This is a genomic window from Cupriavidus sp. H19C3 (assembly GCF_049393815.1).
In the GTDB taxonomy this organism is placed as follows: Bacteria; Pseudomonadota; Gammaproteobacteria; order Burkholderiales; family Burkholderiaceae; genus Cupriavidus.
Map to the genome: position 1 here is coordinate 264,441 of NZ_CP184985.1, position 20,233 is coordinate 284,673.

Below are 20,233 nucleotides of genomic sequence, written 5' to 3' on the forward strand. Positions count from 1 at the left end.
GATGCAATGCAAAGAGAGGAACCATGAGCGATACCACGCACGCGCAACCCGCGCCACCGCATGATGAGCCACCCGACGACCGCGCGCAGCCGGGCATGCGGCATCATCGGCGTCCGTTCGCGGGCTACCAGGCGCGGCATTTCCTGTGGTCGGCCTCGCCCGACGGCAAGGTCGGCACCATTACGCTGAACCGGCCCGAGCGCAAGAATCCGCTGACGTTCGATTCCTATGCCGAGTTGCGCGATCTGTTCCGCGGCCTGTGCCATGCCACCGATATCAAGACCGTGGTGGTCACCGGCGCCGGCGGCAATTTCTGCTCGGGCGGCGATGTGCACGAGATCATCGGCCCGCTGACGCGCATGCGCATGCCCGAGCTGCTCGACTTCACGCGCATGACCGGCGACCTGGTCAAGGCGATGCGCGCCTGCCCGCAACCGGTGATCAGCGCCGTCGACGGCATCTGCGCCGGCGCCGGCGCGATGATGGCGCTCGCCTCCGACATGCGCCTGGGCACGGCGCAGGCGCGCACCGCCTTTCTGTTCGTACGGGTGGGCCTGGCCGGCGCCGACATGGGCGCGTGCGCGCTGCTGCCGCGTGTGATCGGCCAGGGGCGGGCCAGCGAACTGCTCTATACCGGCCGCGCCATGACGGCCGAGGAGGGCCTGGCATGGGGCTTCTTCAATGCGCTGCATGCGCCCGACGCGCTGCCGGCGGCAGCCCAGGCGCTGGCCGCACAGATAGCCGCGGGTCCCACCTTTGCGCATGGCATCACCAAGAAGCTGCTGCACCAGGAGTGGAACATGGGCCTCGACGAAGCCATCGAGGCCGAGGCCGAGGCGCAGGCCATCTGCATGCAGACGCGCGATTTCCAGCGCGCCTACGAGGCTTTTGTCGCGCGACAGAAGCCGGTGTTCCAGGGCGACTAGGAGCCGACGTGCCGGACCAGACCTACCTCGATCTGCCATTCTTCGACGCAGGCCACCGTACGCTTGCGCGCACGCTCGACGCGTGGTGCGCCGAGGCACTCGCCGGCGTCGATCACGCCGATACCGACCGCGCCTGCCGCCAGCTCGTACGCATGCTGGGCGAGGCCGGCTGGCTGCGCTACTGCGTGCCGGCCGCGTATGGCGGCGCGTTGCCGGCGCTCGATTCACGGGCCTTGTGCCTGTTGCGCGAGACCCTCGCCCGTTACGAGGGCCTGGCCGATTTCGCCTTTGCCATGCAGGGGCTGGGCTCGGGTGCCATCACGCTGGCCGGCAGCGATGCCTTGCGCGCGCGCTATCTGCCGCGCGTGGCGCGGGGCGAGGCGATTGCGGCGTTTGCATTGTCCGAGCCCGAGGCAGGCTCCGATGTGGCGGCCATGCGGTGCACGGCGACGCTCTCCGCGGATGGCAGCCACTACGTGCTCGACGGCGTCAAGACGTGGATCTCGAACGGTGGCATCGCCGATTTCTACTGCGTGTTTGCGCGCACCGACGCCTGCGCCGAGGCGCCGGCAAAAGGCGCGCGCGGCATCACCGCGTTCGTGGTCGATGCCGATACGCCAGGCGTCTCGATTGCCGAGCGTATCGATGTCATCGCGCCGCATCCGCTCGCCACGCTGCGCTTCGACCACTGCCGCGTGCCGGTCGGCCAGCGGCTGGGCGCGGAAGGGCAGGGCTTCAAGGTCGCCATGATGACACTCGACATCTTCCGCGCCTCGGTGGCGGCGGCGGCGCTCGGCTTTGGCCGTGCCGCCCTCGACGATGCGCTGGCGCGCGCGACCTCGCGCGACATGTTCGGCGGCAAGCTCGCCGACCTGCAACTGACGCAGGCCGCCATCGGCGACATGGCCACCGCGCTCGACGCCGCCGCGTTGCTGACCTACCGCGCCGCGTGGCTGCGCGATGTCAACCTCGACCGGGGCTTGCGCACCACGCGCGAGGCCGCGATGGCCAAGATGGTGGCCACCGAGAATGCCCAGCAGGTGATCGACCGCGCGGTGCAGATCTTCGGCGGCATGGGCGTCAGGGTCGGCACGCGCGTGGAACGCCTCTATCGCGAGATTCGCGCGCTTCGTATCTACGAGGGCGCGACGGAAGTACAGAAGCTGATCATCGCGCGCGAAACGCTCGCCGCGCATCACGCCTCACGACAGTGACATGGAGACCCGCATGGCCGCCACCCCTGCCCGCACCACGGCTCACGTCGACACCTTCGCGCAAGACCGCCTGCCGCCGCGCGACCAATGGCCGGTGTTCCAGTTCAACGCGGATACCGATTACCCGGCGCGGTTCAACTGCGTGACGGCGCTGGTGGACCGGCATGTGGCCGAGGGCCGCGGCGCGCGTGTCGCGGTGCGGCACGAGCAGGGCGCGGTTACCTACGCGGAACTCGCGGCACTGGTCAATCGCATTGCGCATGTGCTGGTGGACGACATGCGCCTGGTGCCGGGCAACCGGGTGCTGCTGCGCGGCCCCAACAACCTCATGATGGCGGCCAGCTGGCTGGCGACCGTCAAGGCCGGGCTGATCGCGGTGCCGACCATGCCGCTGCTGCGCGCCCGGGAGCTCAGGCAGATCGTCGAGAAGGCGCAGGTCAGCGCCGCGCTGTGCGACGCCAGGCTGGGCGACGAACTGGCCATGCTGCGTGCGCCGGGCGACTTCCATTGCCCCACGCTGCGCGAGGTGCGTTATTTCCATGGGGACACTTGCCATGGCCATGATGCCGTCGGCGACGATGCAAAAGGCGGCGCGCGCGAGGCCCTGGAGGCGGCCATGGCCGGCAAGCCGGACAGCTTTGCCGCCTGCGATACCGCCGCCGACGATATCTGCCTGATCGCCTTTACCAGCGGCACCACCGGACAGCCCAAGGGCACCATGCATTTTCATCGCGACGTGCTGGCGATGTGCGACCTGTTTCCGCGCCATGTGCTGCGGCCAACGCCGGACGATGTGTTCTGTGGCACGCCGCCGCTGGCCTTCACGTTCGGGCTCGGCGGCATGCTCTGCTTTCCGCTGCGCATCGGGGCCACCACCGCGCTGGCGGAAAAACTCACGCCCGAGGGACTGCTCAGGCTGATCGAAACCCGGCGCGCCACCATCGTATTTACCGCGCCGACGTTTTATCGGCAGATGGCCGCGCTGGCGCCCGGGTTCGACCTGAGCAGCCTGCGCAACAGCGTATCCGCCGGTGAGGCGCTGCCCGATGCCACGCGACAGGCCTGGCGCGCGGCCACCGGCATCGAGATGATCGACGGCATCGGCGGCACCGAGATGATGCACATCTTTATCTCCAGCGCTGGCGCCGACGTGCGCCCCGGCGCGATCGGACGCGTGGTGCCCGGCTACGAGGCCCGCATCGTCGACGACGACATGCGGACGTTGCCGCCGGGGCAGGCCGGGCGGCTGGCGGTGCGCGGCCCGACCGGTTGCCGCTACCTCGACGATGCGCGCCAGCAGGTCTACGTCCGCGACGGCTGGAATCTGCCCGGCGATACCTTCATGGCCGATGCCGATGGCTATTACTTCTACCAGGCGCGCTCCGACGACATGATCATCTCGGCCGGTTACAACATTGCCGGGCCCGAGGTCGAGAGCACGCTGATGCTGCACGCCTCGGTGGCCGAGTGCGGGGTGGTGGGCGCCGCCGATCCCGAGCGCGGCCAGGTGGTGACCGCGTACGTGGTGCTGCGTCCCGGCGTTCCCGCCGACGATGCCACGCGCGTGGCGCTGCAGGAGTACGTCAAAGGCCATATCGCGCCGTACAAGTACCCGCGCCGTATCGAGTTCGTGACGGCGTTGCCGCGCACCGAAACCGGCAAGCTGCAGCGCTTTCGACTGCGCCAGATGGCTGAAGGACAGACATGAGCGAGATTTACCGCAACACCGTGCTGATTCGCTTCAAGCATTGCGATACCGCGGGCATCGTGTTCTACCCGCGCTACTTCGAGATGCTCAACGATTTCATCGAGGACTGGTTTGCCGAAGGCGTGGACTGGCCTTACGACACCATGCACGTGGCCGATCACGCGGGCGTGCCGACCGCCGAGCTGCAATGCCGCTTTCACCGGCCCAGCCGGCTCGGCGAGCGTCTTGCGCGCGAGCTGCGCGTCGCCCGCATCGGCCGCTCGAGCTTTACGCTGGACATCCGCTTTGCCGGTCCCGCCGACGACACCCGCTTCACCGTCACCCAGCGGCTGGTGTGCGTGGACACCGCCGGTACCGTGCCGCGGCCGTTACCCGCCGCCGTGCGCGCGGCCATGAGCCGCTATCTGCAACCCGAGGCTTCCAAGGAGCACCCATGAAGACGCTGCAACCGCCCGGCTGGGCGCCTCCCCGCGGCTACGCCAACGGCATGATGGCCGAGATGCAGGTCGGCAGCCGCCTGATCTTCGTCGGCGGCCAGATCGGTTGGAACGCGCAGTGCGAGTTCGAGACCGACGATTTCGCGCTCCAGGTGGCGCAGGCGCTGCGCAACGTAGTGGCGGTGCTGGCGGCCGGCGGCGGGCGACCGGAGCATATCGCGCGCATGACCTGGTATGTGAAGGACAAGGCGGAATACGTGGGCGCGTACAAGGCCATCGGGCAGCATTACCGCGATATCGTGGGGCGGCATTTCCCGGCCATGACCGCGGTCGAGGTGGCGGATCTGGTCGAGGCGCGCGCCAAGGTGGAAATCGAAGTGACCGCTATCGTGCCGCCCCCGGCATGAGCGTTGCGGGCCGTGCGGCTAGCGCGGCCAAGTCCTTGAAAACTTGAGAAATTGCGCGGTGCAGGATATAATTCGAAAGTTTCGCTTTCAGAACCCTTCACCCTAGCGCCTACCCGCCAACAACGGCCAACTACCGCACACGACCTTCCGCCGCCCTGATCCCAAGGAGCTTTCAAAGGCCTGCCGCACGGCACGACAAATATCGTCCGTGAGTGCCAAGTGCCGCGCTCCCGGGTATTGACGGGGCGCGGGGCGTTGAGCAGGTCGGTCACGGGGTGAATCCAGCAGGAGCCTACCCGTGTTACCGTCTTTCCCGTCCGCCATCCTCGCGCTTGCAGACGGCACGGTCTTTCGTGGCTATTCCATCGGCGCTTCCGGCCATACCATCGGCGAAGTGGTGTTCAACACCGCCATCACCGGTTATCAGGAAATCCTCACCGACCCGAGCTATTCCCGGCAGATCGTCACGCTGACGTATCCGCATATCGGCAATTACGGTGTCAACGTTGAGGACGTCGAAGCCACGAAAGTCCATGCCGCCGGCCTGATCATCAAGGATCTGCCGATCCTGGCCTCGAATTTCCGCAAGGAGCATACGCTCTCCCACTACCTCAAGCAGGAAAAGGTGGTGGCCATCGCGGGCATCGACACACGCAAGCTGACCCGCATCCTGCGTGAGAAGGGCGCGCAGAACGGCTGCATCCTGGCCGGCGAGGACAACGTCCAGAAGGCCATCGACCTGGCCCGCTCGTTCCCTGGCCTGGCCGGCATGGACCTGGCCAAGGTGGTGTCCGTGCGTGAGCCGTACGAGTGGAGCCAGACCGAGTGGAAGCTCGGCGAGGGCTACGGCAAGCTCGAGCAGCCGCGCTTCCATGTGGTGGCCTACGACTACGGCGTCAAGTTCAACATCCTGCGCATGCTGGCCGCGCGCGGCTGCAAGGTGACCGTGCTGCCGGCCCAGGCCAGCGCCGCGGACGCGCTCGCGCTCAACCCGGACGGCATCTTCCTGTCCAACGGCCCCGGCGATCCGGAGCCGTGCGACTACGCCATCGCGGCCACGCGCGAGTTCATCGCGCGCGGCATTCCGACCTTCGGTATCTGCCTGGGCCACCAGATCATGGCGCTGGCCGTCGGTGCGAAGACGCTCAAGATGAAGTTCGGCCACCACGGCGCCAACCATCCGGTCAAGGACCTCGACGACGGCCGCGTGGTGATCACTTCGCAGAACCACGGCTTTGCCGTCGATGCGGCGACGCTGCCGGCCAACGTGCGCATCACGCATACGTCGCTGTTCGACGGGTCGCTGCAGGGCTTTACGCTGACCGACAAGCCGGCGTTCTGCTTCCAGGGTCACCCGGAAGCCTCGCCCGGTCCGCACGACGTGGCCTACCTGTTCGATCGCTTCATCAAGCTGATGACGGACGCGAAGCAGTAAGCCAACGGAGACAGACGCGATGAACGCCTTCATGCACGCCACGCTCGGCATTACCGATTTCTGGACCTTCCTGCTCGGCACGATCTTCATCGTGCTGCTGCCGGGTCCGAACTCGATGTATGTGCTGTCGGTCGCGGCCCAGCGCGGCATTCGTGCCGGCTACCGTGGCGCGTGCGGCGTGTTTCTCGGCGATGCGATCCTGATGGTGCTGTCGGCGGCGGGCGTGGCCTCGCTGCTGAAGGCCAGTCCCGCGCTGTTCCACGTGGTCAAGTACGTGGGCGCGGGCTATCTGGCCTGGATCGGCCTGCAGATGCTGCGCGGCGCGTGGCGCGCCTGGCGCCAGCGCGGGCAGGCGGCCGCCCCGGTCGGGGCAGGGGCGGGGGCGGCGCCAGCCGTGAACCCGGCCAGTCCGTTCCGCAAGGCGCTCGTCATCAGTTTGCTGAACCCGAAGGCGATCCTGTTCTTCATCTCGTTCTTCATCCAGTTCGTCGATCCGCAATTCGGCTACCCCGCGCTGTCGTTCGTCGCGCTGGGGCTCGTGTGCCAGGTCTGCAGCTTTGCCTACCTGACCACCATCATCCTGGTGGGCGCGCGGCTGGCCGACGCCTTCCGTCGCCGCCGCCGCCTCTCGGCCGGCATGACGAGCGGCGTGGGCGCAATGTTCCTCGGCTTTTCCGCCAAGCTGGCCACGGCGACCCTGAACTGACGAGCGGCCATATCCTGATATCCGGCGCGATGCGCGACAGTCTCGCGCACCGGCCAACAAAGAGAGCGTGCAATGCCAAAACGCACAGACATTAAGAGCATCCTGATCATCGGCGCGGGCCCCATCATCATCGGCCAGGCGTGCGAATTCGACTACTCCGGCGCCCAGGCCTGCAAGGCCCTGCGCGAGGAAGGCTTCCGCGTGATCCTGGTCAACTCCAACCCGGCCACGATCATGACGGACCCCAACACGGCCGACGTAACCTACATCGAGCCCATTACGTGGGAAGTGGTCGAGCGCATCATCGCCAAGGAGCGTCCGGATGCGATCCTGCCGACCATGGGCGGCCAGACCGCGCTGAACTGCGCGCTGGACCTGCATCGCCATGGCGTGCTGGACAAGTACAAGGTGGAACTGATCGGCGCCTCGCCGGAGGCGATCGACAAGGCGGAAGACCGCCAGAAGTTCAAGGACGCGATGACCAGGATCGGTCTCGGTTCGGCCAAGTCCGGCATTGCGCACTCGATGGACGAAGCCATGGCGGTGCAGCAGCGCATCGCCCTCGATACCGGCACCAGCGGCTACCCGATCGTGATCCGCCCGTCGTTCACGCTGGGCGGCACCGGCGGCGGCATTGCCTACAACCGCGAGGAGTTCGAGGAAATCTGCAAGCGCGGCCTCGACCTGTCGCCGACCCGCGAGCTGCTGATCGAGGAATCGCTGCTGGGCTGGAAAGAGTACGAGATGGAAGTCGTGCGCGACCGCAACGACAACTGCATCATCATCTGCTCGATCGAGAACCTGGACCCGATGGGCATCCACACCGGCGACTCGATCACCGTCGCCCCGGCACAGACGCTGACCGACAAGGAATACCAGATCCTGCGTAACGCCTCGCTGGCGGTGCTGCGCGAGATCGGCGTGGACACCGGCGGCTCCAACGTGCAGTTCTCGATCAACCCGCGCGATGGCCGCATGATCGTGATCGAGATGAACCCGCGCGTGTCGCGTTCGTCGGCACTGGCTTCCAAGGCCACCGGCTTCCCGATCGCCAAGGTCGCCGCCAAGCTCGCGGTGGGCTATACCCTCGACGAACTGAAGAACGAGATCACCGGCGGCCAGACCCCGGCGTCGTTCGAACCGTCGATCGACTACGTGGTCACCAAGGTGCCGCGTTTCGCTTTCGAGAAATTCCCGCAGGCCGACAGCCACCTGACCACCCAGATGAAGTCGGTGGGCGAGGTGATGGCCATGGGTCGCACGTTCCAGGAGTCGTTCCAGAAGGCGCTGCGCGGCCTCGAGGTCGGCGTGGACGGCCTGGACGAGAAGTCCACCGACCGCGACGAAGTGGTCGAGGAAATCGGCGAGGCCGGCCCCGACCGCATCTGGTACGTGGGCGATGCCTTCCGCCTGGGCATGTCGATCGAGGAAGTCTATGCCGAGACCGCGATCGACCCGTGGTTCCTGGCCCAGATTGAAGACCTGGTGAAGACCGAAACCCAGGTGCGCGCGCGCACGCTGGCATCGCTGTCGGCGGCCGAGCTGCGCCACCTCAAGCAGAAGGGCTTCTCCGACCGCCGCCTGGCCAGGCTGCTGAAGACCGATGCCAAGTCGGTGCGCGAGGCGCGCCTGGCGCAGAACGTGCGTCCGGTCTACAAGCGTGTGGATACCTGCGCGGCCGAGTTCGCCACCAACACCGCCTACATGTACTCGACCTACGAGGCCGAGCATGGCGAGTGCGAGGCCGACCCGACCGGCAACAAGAAGATCATGGTGCTCGGCGGCGGTCCCAACCGGATCGGCCAGGGCATCGAGTTCGACTACTGCTGCGTGCACGCGGCGCTCGCGCTGCGCGAAGACGGGTACGAGACCATCATGGTCAACTGCAACCCGGAAACCGTGTCCACCGACTACGACACCTCGGATCGCCTGTACTTCGAGCCGCTGACGCTCGAGGACGTGCTCGAGATCGTCGACAAGGAAAAGCCGGTTGGCGTGATCGTGCAATACGGCGGCCAGACCCCGCTCAAGCTCGCGCTCGACCTGGAAGCCAACGGCGTGCCCATCATCGGCACCAGCCCGGACATGATCGATGCGGCCGAGGACCGCGAGCGCTTCCAGAAGCTGCTCAACGAACTGGGCCTGCGCCAGCCGCCCAACCGCACCGCACGTGCCGAGGACGAAGCGCTGCGCCTGGCCGAGGAAATCGGCTACCCGCTGGTGGTGCGCCCGTCGTACGTGTTGGGCGGCCGCGCGATGGAAATTGTGCACGAGCCGCGCGACCTCGAGCGCTACATGCGCGAGGCGGTCAAGGTGTCGAACGACTCCCCGGTGCTGCTGGACCGCTTCCTCAACGACGCGATCGAATGCGACGTCGATGCGCTGTGCGATGGCCAGCGCGTGTTTATCGGCGGCGTGATGGAGCACATCGAGCAGGCCGGCGTGCACTCGGGCGACTCGGCGTGCTCGCTGCCGCCTTACTCGCTGGCCCAGGCCACCGTCGACGAACTCAAGCGGCAGACCGCCGCGATGGCCAAGGCCCTCAACGTGGTGGGCCTGATGAACGTGCAGTTCGCCATCCAGCAGTCCGGTGGCGAGGACGTGGTCTACGTGCTCGAAGTGAACCCGCGCGCCTCGCGCACGGTGCCGTACGTGTCCAAGGCCACGGGCCTGTCGCTGGCCAAGATCGCCGCGCGTTGCATGGCCGGCCAGACCCTTGATGGACAAGGCGTGGGCGCCGAGGTGGTGCCACCGTACTTCAGCGTCAAGGAAGCCGTGTTCCCGTTCAACAAGTTCCCGGGCGTCGATCCGGTGCTGGGACCCGAGATGCGCTCCACGGGCGAGGTGATGGGCGTGGGCAAGGTGTTCGGCGAGGCCCTGTTCAAGAGCCAGCTGGCGGCCGGTTCGCGCCTGCCGGAGAAGGGCACCGTGCTGATCACCGTCAAGGACAGCGACAAGCCGCGCGCGGTTGGCGTGGCGCGCATGCTGCACGACCTCGGCTACCCGATCGTGGCCACGCGCGGCACGGCTTCGGCGATCGAGGCGGCCGGCATTCCGGTGCGCGTGGTCAACAAGGTGAAGGACGGCCGTCCGCATATCGTCGACATGATCAAGAACGGCGAACTCGCGCTGGTCTTCACGACCGTCGACGAGACCCGTACCGCGATCGCCGACTCGCGCTCGATCCGCATTGCCGCGCTGGCCCAGCGCGTGCCGTACTACACCACCATCGCCGGCGCACGTGCCGCGGTCGAGGGCCTCAAGCACATGCAGAGCCTGGAGGTCTACGACCTGCAGGGCCTGCACGCCTCGCTGGCCTGACGGCTGCGGGGCCGGTTGCCGCGGGCGGGGCGCGGGCGCCCCGCCTGACCGCCGGGTTGCTGGCGGCGGGCTTCTTGGCCTACACTACGTCGGATTCGCGGTGCGGAACGCTGTTGCGTTGCCGCATCGCTGGAATATCGTCTGAAAAGCCGCGGTCGAGCGGAAGTGCCTTTGGCAGACCTTGTCGAAGGCATGGTTCGCTCCGCTGCGGCTCATTTTTTTGTTGAACGAGTTTTGTTGAACGAGACATGAGCACCATTCCGATTACCAAGCGTGGCGCCGAACTCCTGAAGGAGGAGTTGCAGCGCCTCAAGGCCGTCGAACGTCCCGCGGTGATCAACGCCATCGCGGAAGCGCGTGCGCAGGGCGACCTGTCCGAAAACGCAGAATACGACGCCGCCAAGGAAAAGCAGGCGTTTATCGAGGGTCGCATCCAGGAGGTGGAGGCCAAGCTGTCCGCCGCCCAGATCATCGACCCGACCCAGCTCGATACCGATGGCCGCATCGTCTTTGGCGCCACGGTGGACCTCGAGGACCTCGAATCGGGCAAGGAAGTCAGCTACCAGATCGTCGGCGACGACGAGGCCGACCTCGACTCGGGCAAGATCTCGGTAAGCTCGCCCATCGCGCGTGCCCTGATCGGCAAGTTCGAAGGGGACGTGGCCACCGTGCTGGCGCCCGGCGGCGAGCGCGAATACGAAGTCATCACGGTCCGCTACGTCTGACGGGCGGCACGGTCGTGTTTTCGTCCTCCTACGCAAACCTGCCGCCGCTGCCGCACCGCATCTTTCTGCTGCTGACCGTGATCTGGGCCGGCAGCCTCTGGACGGTCGGCTACATGGTGGCGCCCACGCTGTTTGCCGTGCTGCCGAGCCGCGAGACGGCGGGTATGATCGCCGGCCACCTGTTCCGCACCGAGGCCATCCTCGGGGTGACGGTGGGCGTGCTGCAGCTGGTATTGTGCAACGTGATGATCCGCCGCGGCGCGGCGCGCTACCGTACGCTACGCTGGCTCGTGCTGGCCATGCTGGTGTGTGTGCTGGCGGGATATTTCGGCGTGCAGCCCTTTATGGAAAACCTGCGCGAGAAGGCGCAGGCCGTGGGCCTCGGTGTGTCCGAATCGCAGTACAAGGCGCAATTCGGCATGCTGCACGGCGTGTCGAGCGTGATCTACCTTGTGCACAGCCTGCTGGCCCTGGTGCTGGTATGGCGCGCCTCGGCGCCGCGATCGGCGGGGGAATAACGCCAGCCGGCGGAGCAGGGCCGGCGGCAAGGCCGGCCAGAGTCGGGCCGCGGACTGTTGGGCTCCGGACTGCTGGGCTCACGGACTGCTGGGCCCCGGACTGCTGGGCCCCGGACTGCTGGCCGCAGACAGCCTGGGCCCCGAGCTACCCCGCCGCCGCCCGGGGCGATGCCCGGGACGGCCGGGCGGCAACACCGCTCGTTCAGCCCAGGGCCTTCTTCTTCTGGCTGGCCGGACGGGCGCGCGAGCGCTTGACGTTGCCACCCGCGGTCACGCGCTGGTTACCCAGTACCGTCACCTCTTTGCGGGTCGGACGACGGTTAGGTGCGGCGCTCGGCTTGCGGATCGTCACGGTGCGCGGCGCGGCGCCGGAGCCCGTGCCCGTGCTGCCGCGCTTGAGCGGACGGCGGCCGATTTCCTCGGGCTGGTTTTCCTTGAGGCGCGCCGGACCGGGCCGCCAGACCACCAGCAGCTTGCCGATATGCTGGATCGGGGCGGCATCCAGGTCGTCACAGATCGCTTCGTAAATGGCGATGCGCGTGTCGCGCTCGTCGCCGAACACGCGGATCTTGATGAGGTCGTGCGCTGCCAGGCTGCGGTCGATCTCGGCCAGGACCGCGCGGGTCAGCCCCTCGGCACCGATCATGACGACCGGATTGAGGCCGTGGGCACGGGAGCGGAGTTCGGAACGCTGGGCGGGAATCAGTTGTAGGGCGGGCATGGGATCTGCGGAATCGAAGTGGCGCGTATTATCCGCCAAATCGGGGTCCGCTGGCGGCAAAAAATCGGGTATTACGGCAAAACATGGCCAAGAACAAGTTCAACCAGTCGTGGCTACACGACCACATCAACGATCCTTATGTAAAGATGGCGCAGCGCGAGGGCTACCGTGCGCGCGCCGCCTACAAGCTCAAGGAAATCGACGAGCAGGACAAGCTGATCAAGCCGGGCCAGGTCATTGTCGACCTGGGCGCCGCGCCGGGCAGCTGGAGCCAGTATGCGCGCAACCGCCTGGCGGCCTCGCCGCGTGCCCGGGATGGCAAGATCGACGGCGCGGTGGTGGCCATCGATATCCTGCCGATGGAGCCGGTGGCCGACGTCACATTCATCCAGGGCGATTTTCGCGAGGAATCGGTATTTCACCAGCTCGAAGCGGTGGTGCTGGAAGCGTCCGGCGGCTCGCGCATCGACCTTGTTATCTCGGACATGGCCCCCAATTTGTCCGGTGTGGCCTCGGCCGATGCGGCGCGGATCGAATATTTATGCGATCTCGCGCTCGAATTTGCCCAGGCGCACCTGAAGCCGGACGGGGCTTTACTGGTAAAGTGCTTCCACGGCAGTGGCTACAGCCAGATCGTGGAGAAGTTCAAACGCCAGTTCCGGGTGGTCGCCAAACGCAAGCCCAAGGCGTCGCGCGACAAATCAGCAGAAACCTTTATCCTTGGGCGGCATCTGAAAACGGTCGATTGAGACGGGTGGGTGGCTCATGGGTTTTCCCCATGGGGCGCAACGGGCACTATCGGCATCATAGATTTGGGTTTTCCCCCCGGGGGCGGGCGCTGCATTACAATGCAATGCAGCTACCCGTTGGCAAGGCAATTGCAAAGGAGTTCGGCCTTGAATAACAACCTGTTTCAAAAGGCGGCAATCTGGCTCGTGATCGCGCTGGTATTGTTCACCGTCTTCAAGCAGTTCGACAAACCTCGCGCGCAGGACGGCGTCACCTATTCGCAGTTCATGGACGATGCGAAGAACGGCAAGGTGAGCCGCGTCGACGTACAGGGCCGGAACCTGGTGGTGACACCGAAGGAAGGCACCAAGTACACCATCATTTCGCCGGGCGACATCTGGATGGTCGGCGACCTGATGAAATACGGCGTGCAGGTCACCGGCAAGGCCGACGACGAACCCAATGTCCTGGTCCAGGCGCTGTATTACCTCGGACCAACCCTGCTGATCATCGTGTTCTGGTTCTACATGATGCGGCAGATGCAGGGCGGCGGAAAAGGCGGCGCCTTCTCGTTCGGCAAGTCGCGTGCGCGCCTGATCGATGAAAACCAGAACGCGGTCACCTTCCAGGACGTTGCCGGGTGCGACGAATCCAAGGAAGAAGTGGTCGAGCTGGTGGACTTCCTCAAGGATCCGCAGAAATTCCAGAAGCTGGGCGGCCGCATTCCGCGCGGCGTGCTGCTGGTGGGCCCCCCGGGTACCGGCAAGACGCTGCTGGCGCGTGCCATCGCCGGCGAGGCCAAGGTGCCGTTCTTCAGCATCTCGGGTTCGGACTTCGTTGAAATGTTTGTCGGCGTGGGCGCGGCCCGCGTACGCGACATGTTCGAAAACGCCAAGAAGCAGGCGCCCTGCATCGTGTTCATCGACGAAATCGACGCAGTCGGTCGCCATCGTGGCGCCGGCATGGGCGGCGGTAACGACGAGCGCGAGCAGACCCTGAACCAGATGCTGGTGGAGATGGACGGCTTCGAGGCCAACTCGGGCGTGATCGTGATTGCCGCGACCAACCGTGCCGACGTGCTCGACAAGGCGCTGCTGCGTCCGGGCCGTTTCGACCGCCAGGTCTACGTGGGCCTGCCGGACATCCGCGGCCGCGAGCAGATCCTCAAGGTCCATATGCGCAAGGTGCCGATCGGCAACGACGTGGACGCTTCGGTGATCGCGCGTGGTACGCCGGGCTTCTCGGGGGCCGACCTGGCCAACCTGGTCAACGAGGCCGCGCTGTTTGCCGCCCGCCGCAACAAGCGCGTGGTCGACATGCAGGACTTCGAAGACGCCAAGGACAAGATCTACATGGGTCCGGAGCGCAAGTCGACGGTCATGCGCGAGGAAGAGCGCAAGGCCACGGCTTACCACGAGTCCGGTCACGCGGTGGTGGCCAAGCTGCTGCCGAAGGCCGACCCGGTCCACAAGGTCACGATCATGCCCCGCGGCTGGGCGCTGGGCGTGACCTGGCAGTTGCCGGAGCACGACAAGTACTCGAAGTACAAGGACAACATGCTCGAGGAGATCGCGATTCTCTTCGGCGGCCGGGCAGCGGAAGAGGTGTTCCTCAACGCCATGAGCACCGGCGCGTCCAACGACTTCGAGCGCGCCACGAAGATCGCGCGCGACATGGTGACCCGCTTCGGCATGAGCGATACGCTTGGCGCGATGGTCTATGTCGATACCGAGCAGGACGGCATGTTCGGCAAGCTGTCGTCGAAGACCGTGTCCGAGGCGACGCAACAGAAGGTCGACGCCGAGATCCGCCGCATCATCGACGATCAGTATGCGCTGGCCAAGCGCCTGCTCGAAGAGAACCGCGACAAGGTCGAAGCGATGACCAACGCGCTGATGGAGTGGGAAACGATCGACGCCGAACAGGTGAACGACATCATGGCCGGCAAGCCGCCGCGTCCGCCGCGTGGGGTCTCGGGCCCGAACGGTGGCGGCAGCACGCCGCCCGGAGGTTCGCCCGTGACGCCGCCGACCAACGCGCCCGCCACGGCCTGAACCTGGTATTGCTGCCAGCATGCTGGCAGCCTGAAAGCCGGTGCACGCGCACCGGCTTTTTTCTTTTGCAGGAGCCAAGTTGTCGACATCGTTTTTCCAGTGCGGTCGTTACCGCTTTGCCCTTGATCAACGGCCGCTGGTGATGGGCATTCTCAACGTCACGCCCGATTCGTTTTCCGATGGCGGCCGGCACGCCTCGCGCGACGCCGCGCTCCGCCACGCCGAGCAGATGATCGGCGAAGGCGTGGACATCATCGATATCGGTGGCGAATCGAGCCGGCCTGGCTCGGCCGCGCTACCGCTGGACCAGGAGCTCGAGCGCGTGATGCCGATCGTCGAGGCACTTGCGCATTGCGGCAAGCCGCTGTCGATCGATACCTACAAGCCCGAGGTCATGCGCGCGGCGCTGGCGGGCGGAGCGGATTTGATCAACGATATCTGGGGTTTCCGCATGCCCGGCGCCGTGGCGGCGGTAGCGGAGGGCCAGGCGGGGCTGTGCGTCATGCACATGCAGCGCGATCCGCAGACGATGCAGGAAGATCCCCATTACGACGACGTGGTGGGCGAGGTGGCCGGGTTCCTGCGCGAACGCGTGTCAACCCTGCGCGCGGCGGGCGTGGACAAAACGCGTATTTCGCTGGATCCGGGCTTTGGCTTTGGCAAGACACCGGATCATAATCTGCGTCTGCTCGGACAATTGCAGCGGTTGGCAATCGACGGCCTGCCGATTCTCGCGGGGCTGTCGCGCAAGTCCACCCTCGGCGCCATCGTGGGTGGCAAGCCGCCGCAGCAGCGGTTGGCGGCCAGCCTGGCCGCGGCGGTATGCGCTGCCGAGCGCGGAGCATTTATCGTGCGCGTGCACGATGTAGAACAGACGGTGGACGCCCTCAGGACGTGGTGGGCGATCCGTCACGAATCGGTTGCCGCGGCGCACGAACCGGCGCGGCAATAGCAGAGAGAGAGAACAACATGACACGCAAATATTTCGGGACAGATGGAGTGCGGGGCAGGGTCGGCGAGACGCCGATCACGCCGGAATTCGTCATGCGCCTCGGCTATGCCGCGGGCAAGGTGCTGGCGCTCAGTCAGCGGACGGACCAGGGCAAGCCGACCGTGCTGATCGGCAAGGACACGCGCATTTCGGGCTATATGCTCGAAGCCGCGCTCGAGGCGGGCTTTACCTCGGCCGGTGTCAACGTGCTGCTGACCGGGCCGCTGCCCACGCCGGGCATTGCCTACCTGACGCGCGCGCTGCGGCTGGCCGCGGGAGTGGTGATTTCCGCCAGCCACAATCCGTACTACGACAACGGCATCAAGTTCTTTTCGTCGGCCGGTGACAAGCTGCCCGATGCGGTGGAGTCGCAGATCGAGGCCGCATTGGAAGCGCCGATGGACTGCGTGCGCTCGGACGATCTCGGCCGCGCGCGTCGTATCGACGACGCCGCGGGTCGCTATATCGAGTTCTGCAAGAGCACGTTCCCGTATGAGCAGGATCTGCACGGCCTCAAGCTCGTGGTCGATTGCGCGCATGGCGCCGCTTACCACATCGCGCCGCACGTGTTCCATGAGCTCGGCGCCGACGTGCTCGCCATCGGCAACCAGCCCGATGGGCGCAATATCAATGCCGGCTATGGCGCCACCGCGCCCGACAAGCTGGTGGAAGCGGTCAAGGCCCATGGCGCGGATCTCGGCCTGGCGTTCGACGGCGATGCCGACCGCCTGCAGGTGGTGGATGCGAACGGGCGACTCTACAACGGCGACGAGCTGCTCTACGTGATCGTGCGCGATCGTCAGTCCGCGGGCCAGAAGGTCGAGGGCGCGGTCGGTACGCTGATGACCAATATGGCCGTCGAGCTGGCGCTGCGGCGCCTGGGCGTGTCGTTCGTGCGTGCCAACGTGGGCGACCGCTATGTGCTGGAAGAACTCAACCGCAACAAGTGGATGCTCGGCGGCGAAGGCTCGGGCCACCTGCTCTGTCTTGACCGGCATACCACCGGTGATGGCATCGTCTCCGCGCTGCAGGTGCTGGCCGCGCTGCGCCGCAGCGGCAAGACGCTGGCCCAGATGCTGGAGGGCGTCAAGCTGTTCCCGCAGACGCTGATCAACGTGCGGGTGGAAAAAGGCTTCGACTGGAAAAGCCACGCCGGCCTGCAGGCCGCGCGCGAGCAGGTGGAGCCCGAACTCGAAGGCCGAGGCCGCGTGCTTATTCGCGCCTCGGGCACCGAGCCCGTGGTACGCGTGATGGTGGAAGCCGAGCAGGTGGAAACCGCTGAGCGGGCCGCCCAGACCCTGGCCAAGGCGCTGCAGTCCTGAGGGTAGGCCGGGCGCGGGTGGGGCGACGGAACGTCGCCGCCCCATCGCGTCCACCCCATCGCGTCCACCCCATCGCGTCCACCCCCATCGCGTCCACCCCCATCGCGTCCACCGCCTCCACGCCCTCCGCACCCGCCCCGCCACTTCACCCCTCCACATCACTCCTCCACATCACCCCTCCACATCAGCGCTTGCTGGTCGGACTGTCGTCGTCCACCAGGTGAAAGCCCGCCCGCTGCTTGACCAACGCGGACGGCAGGCTGACCGCATCGGTCAGTACCGACTCCATGCCGCGGTGCTCCGCATATTGCAGGAAGTGATGAAGCGCGTAGGTGGCCGCGCCACGGACGGTGCCTTCCGTTTCGGGCGACAGCACGTTGCGCGGCGCGCTGACCACCATGCCGACTTCGGCCACCAGTGACCGGCGCCGTGGTATGCGCCCCTGCAGCACGGCCATCGGCTGGCCCTGGTAACTGACGATGATGTATTCGTTGTCCGCGTCGGCCTGCTCGATCTCGTCCACGATACCCATCGCGATGCTGGCTCCCGAGGATGCGAGGAAGACGCTGTTGCCATACGGATGATCGGGGTAGGGCGAGCGCCCATCCGGTGGCGCCGGCTCCGCCAGATATTCCTGTGCCCATCGCCGCATCAGCAGCACGAGGTCGTGCAGTCCGCCAGCATCGCCGGCATGTACCCGGGCAAAGGTAAAAGGCTCGTACGACGTCTCCCAGGCTCCCCCACGGCGGACGCGTGGCAGCGCAAGGCGCGGCACGTAGCTGCGCAGGTTCAGGCGATAGAGTCCCAGCACACCATGACGTTGGAGCGCTTCCGTGTCATGGAAGGCCGAAGCCGGGGATGGGCTGGCGCTGCCGGTCGGCGGCGTGCCCTGCGCATCGGGGGCTGCACGCATCGCGAGCGATTCCATGTCCATGCGCCGGGCGAGCGAGTACGCGCGCAGGACGTTGGCATGGTGGAAGGCCCGGATCGCATCCGCGCGGCGCTGGTCGCGCGCGCCGGTCTGCAGCCGGATCTGGGCCACGAACTCCGCTTCCAGCGCCGGGTCGTTGGCGGAGGTGATGCCGATCGTGCCGTTGGTGAGGGCCATGTCGACCACGCGCGTGTACTGCTCGGCATCCCAATGGTCGGGAAATATGAGCTGGTACAGCTCGATCAGCCGGCTCGTGCGCGCGAAACAATCCCCCGGCGCGCGCTTGGTGCGCACCACGGGCAGGTTCTCGAGCGGCACATTGCAAGTCCGCGCCGCCGCATGGATGGCGAATGGATTGCGCTGATCCGACAGGATTCTGTCCAGTGGCATGACATTGTTGCCCGGCGGCGGCGCGTCCACCGTCGTCTTCTTCGCGGGCGCGGGAAGACGGCCGGCCAGGACCAGGAAGCCGTCCTCCGCCGGCCGGCCGGCGGTCGTGCTGGTTTCCGCGGTCGGCTTGAGCGCTTGCCGATCCGGTGTGCAATTGTGAAACAGCGCATTGATGATCGCGAAGATCGGGTTGCTGTTGCAGCCGACGCCGCGCACCGCGCGCGGCGTTTCCGTGGCCACGCCGACCAGCAGCTCGGCCATCTCGGTCGGGCGGATGGCGGACACATTCCGGATCGAGAGCGTATCGGCCATGTGGGTGGGCCACGGCAACGTGACGGGTACCGTCGCATCGATATACCGGCGCTGCGCATCGTGGCGTGCGAGTTGCAGTTCCACCCAGGCGCCTGGCCGGAACGACAGCGCGACGGTGACGTAGCGCACGTCGGCATTCGGCGCGAGCGAGGCCAGCGTGCGCGAGGGTTGGAAGGTAAGCGCGACGGCGCCCGTATAGCGCACGCTGATGGCGAGATCGGGCCCGTACTGGACCAGCGTGTTCTTGCCGTCGTCCGCGGCGAGCGCGATCGCGATCTGCGGCACGCGTGCGGCCCGGGGCCGCCAGTAGGTGCCGAACAGGCCCGACAGGTCATATGCGTCGGTGGTCGGTATGAGGCAGTTGCTGGTGCAAGGGGGATCGGTACGCGTGACCTGCAGGGACCGGATGGCGTCCTGCATGCCGATGGCCGCCAGTCCGGCGGCACCGGTGTGCTGGCGCAGCGTCGACTCGCGCCCGGCCCTGACCACGTCGGTGGAAACCTTGAGGCTCAGCGACGGGGGCACGCGCGCCGACGACACTGCCCGGTCGAGCGGTGCCGGCAGGGACGACACCACCTCGCCGGGGGGATAACAAAGGCTCGCGCCGCGGAAGTCGGCATCCTGGTAGATGCACGCGGTGGGCAGCAGCTTGAGCGCGCCCACGTTGCCACCTGCCAGGCCACGGCGCTCCAGGCCGGCGCGATCGATGGTGGTGTGGATGACGCGGATGCGCCCCTGAAAGCGGGAGGCATCGGAGAGCGCGACGACGGCATTGTCGTCGAGGCGGATCTGCTGCACGGGATAGGCGGGCAGGCCCCGCTCCCGCGCCAGCGCGAGCAGGTCGAGTTCGCCTTCGCCGGCCAGGCACAGTGCGGGCGGCAGCTGCGACGCGGTGGTGAGGACGCACGCATCGGCCCATGCCGGCGCCGGGGTCCATAGGGTCCCCGCGACGGCCAGCACGCTCATCGCAAGGCGTGCCCGGCATGTGCCGAGCACGCGCGGGGGATACGCGGCGGCTCGCGCCGCCAGCCGGCTGCACCAGGATCGCCAGATTGTCATCGCACGTGCTCGCTCGAGTTGCCATGGTGCCAAGCTAGCAGTGGCCACTATCGGCGCGAATCGCCTTGCCACGAAATATCGCGGACGGTCGCGCCCGTTCGCGGAATCTCCCTGCCATCGGCTTCAGGTCAACCGGCGCGTTCGCGGTTTCAACGCAATTAACCGCCAGAGTTTCCACCCATCCGAGGGGTGGCGGCGGCAGCACCGGGGTAGCGAGTCCCGCGCCATTCCGCCGAGTTTGAAGAAGATCTGAAGATGTCATGGAACTGTCATATAGACCGCATACAGTTCGACTTGTCAAAAATTTGTCATTCCCAACCATGTTCT

Annotated in this window: 16 protein-coding genes; 14 read left to right on the forward strand and 2 right to left on the reverse strand. The window is 66.5% G+C overall.

Annotated features, from left to right (window positions below; all coding sequences use genetic code 11):
• Positions 1 to 95 precede the first annotated feature (95 nt).
• The 10 genes from DFLDMN_RS01220 to DFLDMN_RS01265 all read left to right on the forward strand — a co-directional run bounded on the left by DFLDMN_RS01220 (position 96) and on the right by DFLDMN_RS01265 (position 11,397).
• A complete protein-coding gene (locus DFLDMN_RS01220; protein ID WP_423198497.1) occupies positions 96 to 926 on the forward strand; it encodes an enoyl-CoA hydratase family protein in 831 nt (276 codons plus the stop codon).
• A gap of 8 nt (positions 927 to 934) precedes the next feature.
• Positions 935 to 2,140, forward strand: a complete 1,206-nt coding sequence (locus DFLDMN_RS01225) for an acyl-CoA dehydrogenase family protein (protein ID WP_423196721.1) — start codon at positions 935 to 937, stop codon at positions 2,138 to 2,140.
• A 13-nt stretch (positions 2,141 to 2,153) separates the two neighbouring features.
• Positions 2,154 to 3,848, forward strand: coding sequence for an AMP-binding protein (locus DFLDMN_RS01230; protein ID WP_423196722.1), 1,695 nt, complete (start codon positions 2,154 to 2,156; stop codon positions 3,846 to 3,848).
• Positions 3,845 to 4,285, forward strand: a complete 441-nt coding sequence (locus DFLDMN_RS01235) for an acyl-CoA thioesterase (protein WP_423196723.1) — start codon at positions 3,845 to 3,847, stop codon at positions 4,283 to 4,285. The genes DFLDMN_RS01230 and DFLDMN_RS01235 overlap by 4 nt, the downstream gene beginning before the upstream one ends.
• Complete coding sequence (locus tag DFLDMN_RS01240) at positions 4,282 to 4,692, forward strand: RidA family protein (protein WP_423196724.1); 411 nt, start codon at positions 4,282 to 4,284, stop codon at positions 4,690 to 4,692. The genes DFLDMN_RS01235 and DFLDMN_RS01240 overlap by 4 nt, the downstream gene beginning before the upstream one ends.
• A 298-nt stretch (positions 4,693 to 4,990) precedes the next feature.
• Complete coding sequence (gene carA, locus DFLDMN_RS01245) at positions 4,991 to 6,127, forward strand: glutamine-hydrolyzing carbamoyl-phosphate synthase small subunit (protein ID WP_423196725.1); 1,137 nt, start codon at positions 4,991 to 4,993, stop codon at positions 6,125 to 6,127.
• A gap of 19 nt (positions 6,128 to 6,146) precedes the next feature.
• Positions 6,147 to 6,833, forward strand: a complete 687-nt coding sequence (gene leuE, locus DFLDMN_RS01250) for a leucine efflux protein LeuE (RefSeq protein ID WP_423196726.1) — start codon at positions 6,147 to 6,149, stop codon at positions 6,831 to 6,833.
• Between the two features lie 72 nt (positions 6,834 to 6,905).
• A complete protein-coding gene (gene carB, locus DFLDMN_RS01255; RefSeq protein WP_423196727.1) occupies positions 6,906 to 10,154 on the forward strand; it encodes a carbamoyl-phosphate synthase large subunit in 3,249 nt (1,082 codons plus the stop codon).
• A gap of 248 nt (positions 10,155 to 10,402) precedes the next feature.
• Complete coding sequence (gene greA, locus DFLDMN_RS01260; protein WP_423196728.1) at positions 10,403 to 10,879, forward strand: transcription elongation factor GreA; 477 nt, start codon at positions 10,403 to 10,405, stop codon at positions 10,877 to 10,879.
• Between the two features lie 14 nt (positions 10,880 to 10,893).
• Positions 10,894 to 11,397 carry a DUF4149 domain-containing protein gene (locus tag DFLDMN_RS01265; RefSeq protein WP_423196729.1) on the forward strand — a complete coding sequence of 168 codons (504 nt, stop codon included), beginning with the start codon at positions 10,894 to 10,896 and terminating at the stop codon, positions 11,395 to 11,397.
• A gap of 202 nt (positions 11,398 to 11,599) precedes the next feature.
• On the opposite strand, the gene DFLDMN_RS01270 is transcribed toward DFLDMN_RS01265, so the two are convergent.
• A complete protein-coding gene (locus DFLDMN_RS01270) occupies positions 11,600 to 12,118 on the reverse strand; it encodes a YhbY family RNA-binding protein (RefSeq protein WP_423196730.1) in 519 nt (172 codons plus the stop codon).
• 83 nt (positions 12,119 to 12,201) lie between these two features.
• On the opposite strand from DFLDMN_RS01270, the gene DFLDMN_RS01275 reads away from it, so the two are divergent.
• The 4 genes from DFLDMN_RS01275 (at position 12,202) to glmM (ending at position 17,214) form a co-directional block, all read left to right on the forward strand.
• Complete coding sequence (locus DFLDMN_RS01275; protein WP_423196731.1) at positions 12,202 to 12,867, forward strand: RlmE family RNA methyltransferase; 666 nt, start codon at positions 12,202 to 12,204, stop codon at positions 12,865 to 12,867.
• A gap of 147 nt (positions 12,868 to 13,014) precedes the next feature.
• Positions 13,015 to 14,901, forward strand: a complete 1,887-nt coding sequence (gene ftsH, locus DFLDMN_RS01280; protein ID WP_423196732.1) for an ATP-dependent zinc metalloprotease FtsH — start codon at positions 13,015 to 13,017, stop codon at positions 14,899 to 14,901.
• A 79-nt stretch (positions 14,902 to 14,980) separates the two neighbouring features.
• The gene (gene folP, locus DFLDMN_RS01285) at positions 14,981 to 15,853 is read left to right on the forward strand and encodes a dihydropteroate synthase (protein WP_423196733.1); all 873 of its coding nucleotides are present in this window, start codon (positions 14,981 to 14,983) and stop codon (positions 15,851 to 15,853) included.
• A gap of 17 nt (positions 15,854 to 15,870) precedes the next feature.
• Positions 15,871 to 17,214 (forward strand): phosphoglucosamine mutase, encoded by a 1,344-nt coding sequence (glmM, locus tag DFLDMN_RS01290; protein WP_423196734.1) that lies wholly within the window; start codon positions 15,871 to 15,873, stop codon positions 17,212 to 17,214.
• Positions 17,215 to 17,398: 184 nt separating this feature from the next.
• Here glmM and DFLDMN_RS01295 read toward each other — a convergent pair whose 3' ends face one another.
• Positions 17,399 to 19,906: a hypothetical protein gene (locus DFLDMN_RS01295; protein ID WP_423196735.1), complete on the reverse strand. Its 2,508-nt coding sequence runs from the start codon at positions 19,904 to 19,906 to the stop codon at positions 17,399 to 17,401.
• Positions 19,907 to 20,233: the final 327 nt, after the last annotated feature.